11 protein-coding genes are annotated in these 13,330 nt (G+C 67.0%); 10 read left to right on the plus strand and 1 reads right to left on the minus strand.

Annotation, left to right across the window (positions count from 1 at the left end; translation table 11 throughout):
- Positions 1–114 precede the first annotated feature (114 nt).
- The 3 genes from NNX34_RS03790 (at position 115) to NNX34_RS03800 (ending at position 3,079) form a co-directional block, all read left to right on the plus strand.
- The gene (locus tag NNX34_RS03790) at positions 115–792 is read left to right on the plus strand and encodes a phosphoribosyltransferase (RefSeq protein WP_255765188.1); all 678 of its coding nucleotides are present in this window, start codon (positions 115–117) and stop codon (positions 790–792) included.
- A 160-nt stretch (positions 793–952) separates the two neighbouring features.
- Entirely contained in the window at positions 953–1,549 is a 597-nt protein-coding gene (locus NNX34_RS03795; RefSeq protein ID WP_255765189.1) for an HdeD family acid-resistance protein, read from the plus strand.
- A 243-nt stretch (positions 1,550–1,792) separates the two neighbouring features.
- Positions 1,793–3,079, plus strand: coding sequence for an ammonium transporter (locus NNX34_RS03800; RefSeq protein ID WP_255765190.1), 1,287 nt, complete (start codon positions 1,793–1,795; stop codon positions 3,077–3,079).
- An 84-nt stretch (positions 3,080–3,163) separates the two neighbouring features.
- Here NNX34_RS03800 and NNX34_RS03805 read toward each other — a convergent pair whose 3' ends face one another.
- Positions 3,164–4,957: a thiamine pyrophosphate-requiring protein gene (locus NNX34_RS03805; RefSeq protein ID WP_255765191.1), complete on the minus strand. Its 1,794-nt coding sequence runs from the start codon at positions 4,955–4,957 to the stop codon at positions 3,164–3,166.
- 205 nt (positions 4,958–5,162) lie between these two features.
- On the opposite strand from NNX34_RS03805, the gene NNX34_RS03810 reads away from it, so the two are divergent.
- The 7 genes from NNX34_RS03810 to NNX34_RS03840 all read left to right on the plus strand — a co-directional run bounded on the left by NNX34_RS03810 (position 5,163) and on the right by NNX34_RS03840 (position 13,330).
- Complete coding sequence (locus NNX34_RS03810; RefSeq protein ID WP_255765192.1) at positions 5,163–6,167, plus strand: helix-turn-helix domain-containing protein; 1,005 nt, start codon at positions 5,163–5,165, stop codon at positions 6,165–6,167.
- Between the two features lie 143 nt (positions 6,168–6,310).
- Positions 6,311–7,429 carry a sugar ABC transporter substrate-binding protein gene (locus NNX34_RS03815; RefSeq protein WP_255765193.1) on the plus strand — a complete coding sequence of 373 codons (1,119 nt, stop codon included), beginning with the start codon at positions 6,311–6,313 and terminating at the stop codon, positions 7,427–7,429.
- A gap of 83 nt (positions 7,430–7,512) precedes the next feature.
- Complete coding sequence (locus NNX34_RS03820) at positions 7,513–9,072, plus strand: sugar ABC transporter ATP-binding protein (protein WP_255765194.1); 1,560 nt, start codon at positions 7,513–7,515, stop codon at positions 9,070–9,072.
- A 45-nt stretch (positions 9,073–9,117) separates the two neighbouring features.
- Positions 9,118–10,152: an ABC transporter permease gene (locus NNX34_RS03825; protein ID WP_255765195.1), complete on the plus strand. Its 1,035-nt coding sequence runs from the start codon at positions 9,118–9,120 to the stop codon at positions 10,150–10,152.
- A gap of 63 nt (positions 10,153–10,215) precedes the next feature.
- Entirely contained in the window at positions 10,216–11,673 is a 1,458-nt protein-coding gene (locus NNX34_RS03830; RefSeq protein WP_255765196.1) for a benzaldehyde dehydrogenase, read from the plus strand.
- 77 nt (positions 11,674–11,750) lie between these two features.
- Positions 11,751–12,293 (plus strand): dihydrofolate reductase family protein, encoded by a 543-nt coding sequence (locus NNX34_RS03835; protein WP_255765197.1) that lies wholly within the window; start codon positions 11,751–11,753, stop codon positions 12,291–12,293.
- 221 nt (positions 12,294–12,514) lie between these two features.
- The gene (locus NNX34_RS03840; RefSeq protein WP_255765198.1) at positions 12,515–13,330 is read left to right on the plus strand and encodes an alpha/beta fold hydrolase; all 816 of its coding nucleotides are present in this window, start codon (positions 12,515–12,517) and stop codon (positions 13,328–13,330) included.

Here is a 13,330-nt window from a genome sequence, read left to right on the forward strand (position 1 = left end):
CCCGGTTTGGCAACGCAGCGGGTTGGGTGGACCCCTTGCCGGTGCCTGCGGCGGTCCCTAGCTTGGGAGGAGCACCCGAACCCGATTTTCCGTCCCACCGGATCCGCCCATCCCATGTTTTTCTCGAACTCCGCCCCCTCCCCGCGCTGGCAGGACCGCGCCGACGCCGGCCGCGCGCTCGCCGTCGGGCTGTTCCCCTACGCGGGTGCACCGGACCTGCTGGTCCTGGGCCTCCCCCGCGGCGGGGTTCCCGTGGCAGCCGAGGTGGCCCGCACACTGTCCGCCCCGCTGGATGTGGTGGTGGTGCGGAAGATCGGCTATCCGGAACAGCCCGAACTGGCGGCCGGCGCAGTCGCCGGCATCGCTGGAACGGTCTGCATTGTCCGCAACGAGGACGTGCTCCGGTATTGGCGCAGCCGCACGCAGGACGCGGAGGCCCTGTTCGCGGCCGCCGTCGAGCAGCAGCTCGGCGAGGTCCGGAGCCGGGAGGACCTGTTCCGCCAAGGATCACCGGAACGGCGCATTGCCGGCTGCACGGTCATTGCGGTGGATGACGGGTTGGCCACCGGAGCGACCATGCGTGCCGCCCTTGGCGCCGTCCGGCAGCAGGACCCGGCCCGCCTGGTCGCCGCTGCGCCGGTAGCGTGCGGCAGTGCGGCGGAGCTGCTCAGCCCGCCGGCCGACGACGTCGTGGTGCCCTGGCCGCACAGCGGATTGGACGCCGTGGGACTGGCGTACCGCCGGTTCGGCCAGACCACCGACGCCGAGGTCCGGGACCTGCTGGGCCCCTGACGGGCGCACCCAACCCTCCGGCACAGGCGGGCCGCAGCGACGATCCGGGTCCAGACGGCTGGTTCCGCGGCTGTTCCCTAGAGAAGCGGGGCGTTGGCACCGGATACTGGGGAGACCGGCCAGCCGGGCCGATGGGGGAATATCTTTGGAGGTCTTGAGGATGTCCGCATCAGGCAGCGAGTTCCAGCAAGAGGGCGGGTTTGCGTTGGACGCCATGAACCTGGCCAAATCCGTCGTCCGCGGCATCCGCCTCGGACTGGCCATCACCGGGGTGGTTTCCGTGGTCCTTGGGCTGCTTATCCTCTTCTGGCCCGGAGCGACGCTTGAGGTGCTGGCGGCCCTCTTCGGCTTGTATTTCATCATTGCCGGTGCCGTCCGCATCCTGCTGGGCATCTTCACCGGGCTGGGTGCGGGATTGAAAATCCTCAATATCCTGGTGGGCCTGGCGCTCCTGGTGGTGGGCGTCATTGCCATGCGGAACCCCGCCGAAACCCTGACGGCGCTGGCGCTGATCATCGGGATTGCGTGGATCGTGGAGGGCGTGATGGCCCTGGCCGAATCGGACCGCGGCGGGTCCCGCTGGTTCGCCATTGTGCTGGGGATCCTGAGCATCCTCGCCGGGATAGTGGTGCTCTTCCTCCCCCTGGAAACCCTCGCGGTCCTGGTGATTTACGGCGGGATCTTCCTTGTGGTCCTGGGTGCACTCCAGATTGTCCGTGCCTTCGCCTTCGGCCGCGGCATGCCACGCACCGCTTAGTCCGCCAGCCGCGCCCGCAACCCGCCGTGCACGTCCAGAAACCTCCCAGCAGACATCCAGACCGCGTTAACGCAGCGCTAACCTGCAGGCGCTCCCGGCCGTAACATACCGGCCCCATGCTTAAACCAGCGCCGCCGGTACCGGGGTGCCGGTCAGCCGCGGGGGGCTGGCCCGTCCATATTCTCCGCCCGGCTGCATCGGCAGAGGCAGGAACGGGCGCACAACCCGAACGGGAGTACCTCCATGGACTCTGGAAACACAGCCTGGCTGCTGGCCAGTTCCGCATTGGTCTGCCTGATGATCCCCGGGATCGCCTTCTTCTACGGCGGCATGGTGGGCTCACGGCGGATCCTGAACATGATGATGATGTGCTTTGGCGGGGCCAGCCTCGTGGCCGTCCTTTGGGTGCTTTACGGCTACTCCGCAGCGTTCGGCGACTCGCTGGGCGGCATGGGCCTGCTGGGCGACCCGATGGAATACCTCGGCCTCTCCGCACTCCTTACTGAAGATCCGGCCGCGGCCATCCCGGTGGCCCTGTTCGCTGCCTTCCAGCTGATGTTCGCGTGCGTAACCACCGCCCTGGTTGCCGGGTCCGCGGCCGGACGGATGAAGTTCGGCGCCTGGATGGTCTTCGCCGGACTCTGGGCCACGCTGGTCTACTTCCCGGTGGCACACTGGGTGTTCGCCTTCGACAACGCGGAAGGCACCGTCGTCGGCGGCTGGATCGCCAACCAGCTGGGCGCCATCGACTTCGCCGGCGGCACCGCGGTGCACCTGAACGCCGGCGTTGCCGCCCTGGCCCTGGCACTGGTCCTGGGCCGCAGCAAAGGCTGGCCGCACTCGCACGGCCAGCCGCACAGCAGGCCGCTGATCCTGCTGGGAGCAAGCCTGCTCTGGATCGGGTGGTACGGCTTCAACGCCGGGTCCGCCCTCAGCGCCGGGCACTCAGCAGCCGTCGTCTTCCTCAACACGGCAGTCGCGGCAGCTGCGGGCATGCTCGGCTGGATGCTGATGGAACGCCTGCGGCTGGGACGCTCCTCGAGCCTTGGTGCGGCGTCGGGCCTGATCGCCGCCCTGGTGGCCATTACTCCGGCCTGCGGGGCGGTAAGCCCCCTGGGCGCCGTCGCCATCGGTGCGATCGCCGGGCTGGTCTGCTCCCTGGCCATCGAATTGAAGTTCCGCCTTGGCTTCGATGACTCGCTGGACGTGGTGGCGGTACACGCCGTCGGCGGCCTGCTGGGCACCCTCCTGATTGGCCTGTTCGCCACCGAGGCTGCACCCAACGGGGTCAGCGGCCTCTTCTACGGCGGCGGCTTCTCCCTGCTCGGCAGCCAGGCAGTCGCCTGCGGAGCCGTACTGGTCTACTCCTTCGTGGTGACCTGGCTGATTGCCAAGGTGCTGCAGCTGACCATCGGCCTGCGCATCCCCGAAGAGAGTGAACTCAAGGGCATCGACCTCATGGCGCACTCCGAATCCGCGTACCTGAATGATGAAGAACCCGTGGAGCTCGGCGCGCCGACCCGCACGTAGGACGGGCACCGAAAGGAGGAACGGGCGCACCCACCGCGGGTGCGCCCGTTCCGGTATGCCGGGTTGTTTCCGGCCCCGGCCGGCTCAGAGGTCCCGGTACAGGCCCTCTTCCTGCTCGAGGTAGATGTCCAGCAGCCGGCGTGAATGCTCGCCCGCGGCGCCTTCCTGCGCCAGGCCGTCCTTCATGGTTTCGGCCTGGGCCGCACCGCTGGGGAAGGGCGGAAGCAGCGGCACCGCGGGATCGGTGACCACTTCGATCAGGAACGGCCGGGTGGCCGCGAGCGCCACATCCCAGGCCTCACCCAGGAGCTCCGGATCCTCCACCCGGATGCTTTCCAGTCCCAGCAGCTTGGCGTACTCGGCGTACTTGAAGTCCGGCAGCGACTGGCTGTCCTCGAACCGCGGATCGCCCTCCATTTCGCGCTGCTCCCAGGTGACCTCGGCCAGCTCGCGGTTGTTCAGCACGCAGAGAACGAACCGCGGATCCTCCCACTTCTGCCAGAGCCGGCTCAGGGTGATCAGTTCGGTCACCCCGGCCATCTGCATGGCACCGTCCCCGGAGAGCGCCACCACCGGCCGGTCCGGATACGCCAGCTTCGCGGCCAGTCCGTACGGCACGGCGCAGCCCATGCTGGCCAGCGTGCTGGACAGGTGCGCCGGGACGCCCTCCGGAAGGTGCAGCTGCCGCGCGTACCAGTACACGGAGCTGCCGACGTCGACCGCCACCTGCGCGTTGTCCGGCAGGCGCCGGTTCAGCTCGTAGACCACGCGTTCGGGGTTCACCGGATCGGCGGGCGTCATGGCCCGCACCCGGGCCAGTTCGTGCCAGCGGCGCACGCTTTCCTCCACCTGCCGCCGCCATGGAGCCTCCGGTTTAGCTTCCAGCAACGGGATCAGGGCGTCCAGGCTGGCTACGGTGTCTCCGGTGATGCCGACCTCCACCGGGTAACGGTTCCCGATCGCGGAAGCGTCCCGGTCAATCTGCACCCCGCGCGCCGTCCCCGGCTTCGGGTAGAACTCGGTCCATGGGTCGCTGGACCCGATGATCAGCAGGGTGTCGCAGTTGTCCATCACGTAGCCGGCGGAACTGGTGCCAAGGTGTCCCATGGTTCCGGCGGCCAGCGGCAGGGTTTCATCCACGTACGGCTTGCCGAGCAGGCTGGTGGTGATGCCCGCACCGATCTTCTCGGCCAGGGCGGCTACCTGGGCGCGGGCGTCCCGTGCGCCCTGCCCCACGAGCAGGGCCACCCGCTCGCCGGAATTGATCAGGTCCGCGGCGGCCCGGATGTCCGCCGGGTCCGGCGAGGTCCGCGCGGGGCTGAACACCGGAACGGTGTTGAGGATGCCGTGCTCCTGTTCCAGTTCCGGGGCCGGGGCCTGCTGCACGTCATGCGGGATGATGACGACGGCGGGCGTGCCGGTGGCCATCGCCTTCTTGAACGCGCGGTCCAGCACCAGCGGGACCTGCTCGGGGGAATTGATCTGCTGGCGGAACGCCGAGGCAACATCCCGCGTCAGGTTCATCAGGTCCACTTCCTGCATGTAGGAGGACCCCAGCACGCTGCGGGACTGCTGCCCGACGATGGCCACCACGGGTGCCCCGTCCAGCCGGGCGTCATACAGGCCGTTGAGCAGATGGATGGCACCGGGCCCCTGGGTGGACATCATCACCCCTACCCCGCCGGTGTACTTTGCATGCCCCACCGCCATGAAGGCCGCATTTTCCTCGTGCCGGACCTGGATGAACTCGGGGTCGCCGCTGCGGCGCATCGCACCCAGGACCGTGTTGATGCCGTCTCCGCTGTAGCCGAACACCCGGTCCACATTCCAGGCCTTCAGGCGTTCGACAATCAGATCCGCTACGAGCCGCTCACTCATGGAAGCCTCCTGTAATCAGCATGCTTACGATACGGCCACACTATTGCATTGAGTGCTTGCCCCGGGAACCCGGGGGCGACACAGCAGGCACCAGGTGCGCCATCTCCACCGCATACTTCCGTATAGTGACGTGCACCACATCCACGTACCCTTGGGTGCATTGCTCCTGATTCGTGACAAAGATGCCCGATTGGAGGCTCCGGCCGTGCCGATTCCCGTTCCGATGAACGATTCCGCACCTCTCGACCCCCTTGAAGGAGCCCGCCGGACCAGCCGGTTTTCCACCGCACAGGCGCCGCTGCGCCAACGGCTGGATTTGTGGGAGGAGTACAACGAGCAGGCGCTGTTCGGGCTGCGCTGCAGCACCCTCTCGGAACGCAGCCTCCTGGCCACCCAGAACAACCTTGCGCTGCCCCGGATCCGGCTGACGCACATCATTGGGAATGACCATGTGATTGAACGCGCGCCGGAGAATATCCGCAGGAACCCGGTCGACGCCGTAATGCTCTGCCTGCTGCTCGAGGGGAAGGCGTTTTTCTACCACGACGCCGGCTGCGAAACCCTGGCCGCGGGCGAAGCCGTCGTTTATGACGCCAACCGGCCTTTTATGTACGGCTTTTCCACGGATATGCGCCAGGTCATCGTGGAGGTACCCCGCACGGTGCTGCGAGAGCAGTCGGCCCGCGAGGAGTACTTCCGTCCGCGGGTACTCCGCATCGCCGGGTCACCCGCCGCCACGCACGCAAACACCACGGCCAACGCTGTACTAGGGGCTTTCCGGGATCCGGTTGAAGATACGGACGAGCTGGAACGGAGCGTGCTGGAAATGTTCTCCATCATTACCGGCGAGCCCGGGGCCGCGCCTTCGCTGGCCTATCTCGCAGCCGCCCGCGGTTACATCGGTGCACATCTGGGCCGGCCGGCCCTGTCCCTGGCCCAGATAGCCCGTGCGGTGGGGATCAGCGAACGCCACCTGACCCGGGTCTTCGCCGAGGCAGGTACCAGCCCGGCTCGGTATGTACTGGAGACCCGGCTGACCCGCGCCCAGGAGCTGCTGGCAGATCCGGCCCACGCCGCCACCTCCATCGCAGCAGTCGCGGCGTCCGTCGGATTCGTTTCGGCCGCCCACTTCTCCCGGGCGTTCCGCCTGGAGTACGGCTGCACTCCCCGCGACGCCCGCGTTTCAGCGGCGGCACGCCAGGCGGACTAAGCCGGCCTTTTCCGGAATGTGAACCTTGCCGAATCCGGACATCGGCTTGTCTGTTCCGGACCAGGCCTTCAGCGGGCCTGCCCTGCCGGTGACAGTGGGAGCTACATCACACCCAGTGTCATTTCCGAAAGGCTCCGGACCCTATGAAAACCTCTCCCCGCCACCTGCTCGGGCTGCTCGCTGTCCCGGCACTGGTCCTGTCCCTTGCCGCCTGCGGTGACGATGCCGGCACTGCGTCCGACGCCGCCGAGACCGGTTCCTCGTCCGTGGACACAGCGGCGCTCGAGACCATGCTCACCGACTTCCAGAAGCCCCTCGAAGAAGAGGTACCGACGGAGTCCGCGGCCATCGCGAAAGACAAGAGCATCGTGGTCATTCCCTGCACCTATTCGTCGGAAGCCTGCGCCCGCGGAGCCGACGCTGCCATGGAAGCGGCTGAATCCCTTGGCTGGGAAACCCGCATGATCGATCCGGCCGGCAATCCGGAAAAAGCCCGCCAGGCCATCGACCAGGCGATCCAGCTCGGTGCCGACGGCATCATCTTCACCGCCGCCGTAGGTGACCAGATCGATGCTTCGCTGAAGCAGGCCCGGGAAGCAGGCATTTTCCTGGTCAACAGCATGTCCCCTGCCGATGACCGCTTCGATGTCGAGGTTGTGCCGGATGAGGAGGTCTCGGGCAAGATGATGGCTGCTGCCATCGCCCAGGACAGCGGCGGAGACGCGAAGATCCTGCTCACCACCGACCCGGCATTCCCGTCCATCACGGCGCGCACCGAGGCGTTCGAGAAGTGGCTCCCCGAGCTTTGCTCCGGCTGCGAGATCGTCGAGACCATCGAAACGCAGATGTCCCAGCTGCAGTCCGGACTGCCGCCGCAGATCCAGGCCACCCTGACCGCCAACCCGGACATCGACTACATCTGGACCCACACCGGTGCCGCCGTCGTCTCCACCCAGGCCACCGTGGAGCGCAGTGCCAACGGCGAGAAGATCAAGATGGTTTCCTACGACGGCAACTCCGCCAACCTGAACCTGATCAAGGACGGCAAGAGCCAGTTCGCGGACGTCATCAAGCCGATGGAGCACACGGGCTACCTGTCCGTGCATGAGATGAACAATCTCTTCGCCAACGGTGCCAGCGGGCACCAGGTCATCGAAATGCCCAAACGCATGGTGCTGCAGGAGACCCTGCCCGAGCTGCCGTGGACGGGTGACTCCGACTGGAAGTCAGCCTTCACGGCTCTGTGGGAGAACGCGGGGTAGTTTCCGCGGAACCCACGCGGCCGGCCCGGTTATCCGGGCCGGCCGTATACCGCTTTCCCGCTGCCACACATTCAGGAGTACCCATGGAGCACACCGCAGCCCTGAGCATCCGCGGAATCAGCAAGACCTTTACCGGACAACGGGCCCTCGACGGCGTCAGCCTCGACATCCAGACCGGCAAAGTGACCGCGCTGTTGGGCATGAACGGCTCCGGAAAGTCGACGCTGATCAAGATCCTGGCCGGGGTCTACGCACCGGATCCGGGCGGAAGCCTTTCGGTCCGCGGCAAGGACCTGCAACTGCCGCTTACACCCGCGGCCGCACACGCCGCAGGCCTGCGGTTCCTTCACCAGGACCTGGGACTCGTGGACGCGCTGACCATCGCCGACAACTTTGCGCTTTCCGACGGGTTCTTTACCCGCACCGCTTTTTCCCCGGTGAAGCTCCGGAAGGAACACGCCCACGTGGCAGCCACGTTGGAACTTCTGGGCATCGACGAACATCCCGGCAGGCTGGTCGGTGACCTCACCCCCTCCACCCGCACCATGGTGGGGATCGCCCGTGCCTTCCAGCACCGCTCCGGCAGCGTCGACGACGGCGCCCCCGCCGACGTCGACGCGCTCCGCCGCAACATCCTGATCCTGGACGAGCCCACCGCCTCGCTGCCCGCGCACGAGGCAGACCGCGTGCTGGCCCTGTTGGACATGCTGCGCGGCCACGGCGGAACCGCCGTCTATGTCAGCCACCGGATCGAGGAGGTCCGCCGCATCGCGGACAACGTCGCCGTGCTCCGCGACGGCCTGCTCGTTGCGGACGAGCCGCTGGGCGAACGTGACGCTGCCGCGGTCGTTTCCCTGGTCATCGGCCGCGAATTGGAGTCCCCCGCCGTCCGCAGCGCCGAGGAACGCGAAGGCCCGGTGCTGCTGAGCACCCGTGCACTCAGCGGACCCCGGCTGGACGGCATCGACCTCGATGTGCACGCCGGCGAGATCGTGGGGGTTACGGGCCTGGTCGGCTGCGGCCGCAGCGAACTGGTCCGCCTGATCGCCGGTGCCCAACAGCCCTCCGCCGGGTCCATGACCTTGGCCGGCAAGCCGTACGCACCGGATTCCCCTGCAGCCGCAATCACGACAGGGGTGGCCTGCGTTCCGCAAAACCGCCGGCGGGACGGCGTCGTCCTGGACCTGGGGGTCGGGGAAAACCTGACGCTCGGGCGCCTCCGCCGGTATACCCGCGGACCGGTCATAAACCGCGCTGCGGAGAAGGCCGCCGCGGAGGACCTCTCCCGCCGCTTCCTGGTGAAGACCGCGTCCCTCGCCGCACCTGTGCGCAGCCTCTCCGGCGGCAACCAGCAGAAAGTGGTTGTCGCACGCGCAGCGAGCGGCACGCCGTTGCTGCTGCTGCTGGATGAACCCTCCCAGGGCGTTGACGCACTGGCCCGGCAGGAGATCAGCCGGCTGCTCAAGGAACTTGCCGACGACGGCGTGGCGGTCCTGGTTGCCAGCACCGACTACGACGACTTCGTCGGCCTGGCCGACCGCGTGGTGGTCCTGGACCGCGGCCGGATCGCCGCCGAGCTCTCCGGGCCGGAAATCACCGAGGACGGAATCGCCCTCGCCTGCCAGACCGGCGCACCGGCTTAGGCCCCGCCCCACCTACTACGCACACCCCACCAAGGAGCCTCTACAGTGAACCTCCGCCTCAACCCCGGCATCCTCATGAAGAACTACGGCATCGTGGTCTTCCTGGTACTGATGATCGCCGTCTTCGCGCTGCTTATGCCGGATACCTTCGCGACGTCCGGCAACTTCCGGCAAATCCTCGCCGACCAGGCGGTCCCGGGCATCCTGGCACTGGCCGTCATCCTGCCGCTGGCCGCCGGAGAGTTCGATCTTTCCGTGGGTGCCAACCTCGGTATCTGCACCATCACCGGAATAGTCCTGGCCGGTACCGGCCTGCCGCTGCCGCTGATCCTGCTCGCCACGCTTGCCCTGGGAATGCTGATCGGCGCCATCAACGCGTTCATGACCATCGTCGTCGGCGTCAACGCCTTTATTGCGACCTTGGGCATGGCCACCATCCTGGCCGGTTTGAACCTGCTGCTGACCAATTCCACGCTGATCACCCATTCCTCGGATGCGTTCTCGGCCCTGACCGGGCTCCGCCTGCCCGGCGGGCTGCAGGTAGTTGTGTTCTATTTCCTCGCCGCGGCCCTCATCCTCTGGTTTGTCCTGGAACGCACTCCCTTCGGCCGATACCTGCGGGCCACCGGTTTGGGGCGCGACGCCGCCGAACTGTCCGGGGTGCGCACCAAGAGATACCTGGCCGCGGCCTTCATCGGCGCCGGACTGCTCGGCGGACTTGCCGGAACGCTGCAGGCTTCCCGCGCTGGAAATGCGACGCCGGACCTTGGCCCGGAATTCCTGCTGCCGGCCTACGCCGCTGCGTTCCTGGGTGCCACGGCCATCCGAGCCGGCTACTTCAACGTCTGGGGCACTGTAACGGGCGTGTACCTGCTTGCCGTCGGAGCCAACGGGCTGGTCATCCTGGGCGCCAAGACCTGGGTTACGAACGTCTTCAACGGGGTAGCTTTGCTGATCGCCGTCTCAGCCGCCACGCTGGTGCAGCGCCGCAAGACGCGGGCCGTGCGTCCGGCCTCTGCGGCAGCGGGTTCCACCCCGGCAGAAACACCACCCGGTCAAGGTGCCTCCACCCCGGCCTGATCCCTCCCGCAAGGGAACCAATCCTTCGCAGCCATCTTGTTTCACCGCAATCTAGGAGCAGCCATGTCCATCCTCGCCACATCCGCCTGGCACGGAAAAATCCACACCGATTCCTGGACGGCCGGGGCCGGCGGCGTTATCGACGTCGTCGAACCCGCCACCGGGCTTGTCCTGGGTGCCGTTGGGGCAGCGGACCGCGCCGATGCCCTTGCCGCCGCAACCCGGGCGGCTGCCGCGCAGCAGGCATGGGCACAGACCAAGCCGGAGGAGCGTGCCGCGGTGCTGCGGCGGGCGGGGATGCTTTTCGAGGACCACGCCAAGGAGATCCAAGGATGGATCATTCGCGAAACCGGCGGAATCGAGGCAAAGGCGGCGCTGGAGACCCACATTGCCGCCAACGAATGCTTCGAAGCGGCGGCGCTTCCCGCCCACCCTGCCGGGGAAGTGCTGACCTCCAATGAAAACCGCTGGTCCTTCGCGCGGCGCCGGGCTGCCGGCGTCGTTTCGGTGATTTCCCCCTTCAACTTCCCCCTGATCCTCTCCATCCGGTCGGTGGCGCCGGCCCTGGCGCTCGGCAACGCCGTACTGCTGAAGCCGGACCCCCGCACCAGCGTCTCCGGCGGCGTGTCCATCATGCGCATCTTCGAACTGGCCGGCCTTCCTGCCGGAGTCCTGCAGCTGCTCCCCGGGGGTGCCGACGTTGGGCAGGCCCTGGTGGAAGCGCCGGAGGTACGCATCATCTCCTTCACGGGTTCCACGGCGGCCGGGCGCAAGGTCGGCGAGACTGCGGGCCGCCTGCTCAAGCGCGCCCACCTGGAGCTGGGCGGCAACAACGCCTTGATCGTGCTGCCCGGCGCCGACATTGAACTGGCCGCGTCTGCCGGCGCCTTCGGTTCCTTCATGCACCAGGGACAGATCTGCATGACCACCGGACGCCATCTGGTCCACGAATCCCTGCTGGAGGAGTACATCGACAGGCTCTCGGCCAAAGCCAGGGCGCTGCCGGTCGGTGATCCGCACACCGGCAGCGTAGCGCTGGGCCCGATCATCGACGAGCGCCAGCGCGACAACATTGATCGCCTGGTACGGGCGGCCAAGGACGCCGGTGCCCGGATTGCGGCGGGTGGAAACTATGAGGGCCTCTTCTACCAGCCCACTGTCTTGACGGAGCTGACGCCGGACAACCCCGCCTGGACGGAGGAGATTTTCGGTCCGGTGGCCCCCGTGCTGGGGTTCTCGACCGTCGATGAGGCGGTCGAGCTGGCGAATGCCTCCGAATACGGCCTTTCCGTGGGCGTGCTGGGTGAGGTGGGGTTGGCGATGGAGGTGGCAGACCGCATGATCTCGGGAAAAGTGCACATCAACGAACAAACCGTCTCTGATGAAGCCAATTCACCGTTCGGCGGGATGGGCGCCTCCGGCACGGGTTCCCGTTTCGGCGGGGCGGGCGCCAACATCGAAGCGTTTACCGAGACGCAGTGGCTGACCATGCGGCCCGGAATTGCCGGATATCCCTTCTAGGCGGAATCCGTTTATTCCGGCCGACCAGGTCCGCCTGACTCTACGTCCCTTCGGATACCACGGGCTATCCTCATCCCATGCCCAAGGTCATCTATTACGTCGCGTCCTCCCTTGACGGTTTTATTGCCACCGATGACAACCGTTTGGACTGGCTGCTCCAGTTCGGTTTCGAGGCGTTCCAGGACCACTACGACCGGTTCATGGCCGACGTCGGCGCGGTGGTCATGGGGGCGGAAACCTACCGCTGGGTCCGGGCGGAGCAACCGGACAGCTGGGAGTACACCCAGCCGTGCTGGGTACTCACGCACGGGGAAGAGTCCGGCCCGGCGGAGGGGGACGTCCGGTTTGCCTCCGGCGACGTCCGCGAGGTGCTCCGGGAGGCTCGGGACGCGGCGGGAGAAGGGAACATCTGGGTGGTGGGCGGCGGCAATGTGGCGGCACAGTTCGCCGAGGCCGGGCTGCTGGACGAACTGTGGGTCACCTACATGCCGGTGGCATTGGGCAGCGGGCGGCGCCTGCTTCCGGTGGCCGGCCCCACCGCACCCATGCGGCTGATCGCCAGCACGCAGTTCAACGGCGGCGCTGCCGAGCTCCGCTATGCCGTGGCGCAAGTGCCGTAAAGACCGTTTGCCGGGAAACAAACGGTAACCACGGCACTTGCGGTCGGTGAATGCGGCCCAGGCCAACCCGTTTTCCCTGCATTACCGACAGCCCCGCCGAACAGCATTTCCGTCCGCGGCCCGGCTGGCCGTTTAAGCGGTATTACACCTGTAATGTTTGCTGAGACTCCGCTCACGGCAATGCGGGCACGGCATAAGAAGAAAAGCAGGCGTACAGGTAAATGAAGACAGATATCCGCACCCGGAACAATGTTCGCGTCCTGGGACGAGCGGACGGACCGGTACTGCTTTTCGCCCACGGTTTCGGCTGCGACCAGGGCATGTGGTCCCGGGTACTGCCGCGTTTCACCGATGAATACAAAGTGGTTCTCTTCGACCACGTCGGTGCCGGCGGTTCCGATCTCGCCGCCTACACCCCGGCCAAGTACGCCACCTTGGACGGCTACGTCGCCGATGTCCTGGAACTGTGCGAAGACCTGGACCTGCAGGACGTCACCTTCATCGGCCACAGCGTCAGCGCCATGATGGCCATTGCCGCCGGCGCCACCGCCGCCGAGCGCCTCGCCCGCATCGTCCTGGTTGCACCGTCACCCAGCTATATGGACTACCCCGAGGACGGCTATGAAGGCGGCTTCAGCCGCGCCGACCTCGATGACCTCCTCGAGTCCCTGGACACCAATTACCTCGTCTGGGCCGCCACCATGGCGCCGGTGATCATGGGCAACCCGGCAGCTCCGGCTTTGGGCGCCGAACTCGAAGGCAGTTTCTGCCGGGTCAACCCGGGCATTGCCCGCCAGTTTGCCCGCGTGGCTTTCCTGAGCGACGTCCGCAGCCTGCTGCCCCGGGTCTCAGTCCCCGCGCTGATCATGCAGGCCTCCGCGGACCTGCTCGCCCCGGACCATGTGGGCCGCTACCTGCAGGAACACCTCCCGCAAAGCACGCTGGTGCAGATGGAAGCCACCGGCCACCTCCCCCATGTCAGCGCTCCCGAGGAAACCGCGGACATCATCCTCGCCTACCTGCAACAGGCAAAGTAG

It is taken from the genome of Arthrobacter sp. zg-Y1116, from assembly GCF_024385485.1.
Lineage (GTDB): Bacteria > Actinomycetota > Actinomycetes > Actinomycetales > Micrococcaceae > Arthrobacter_B.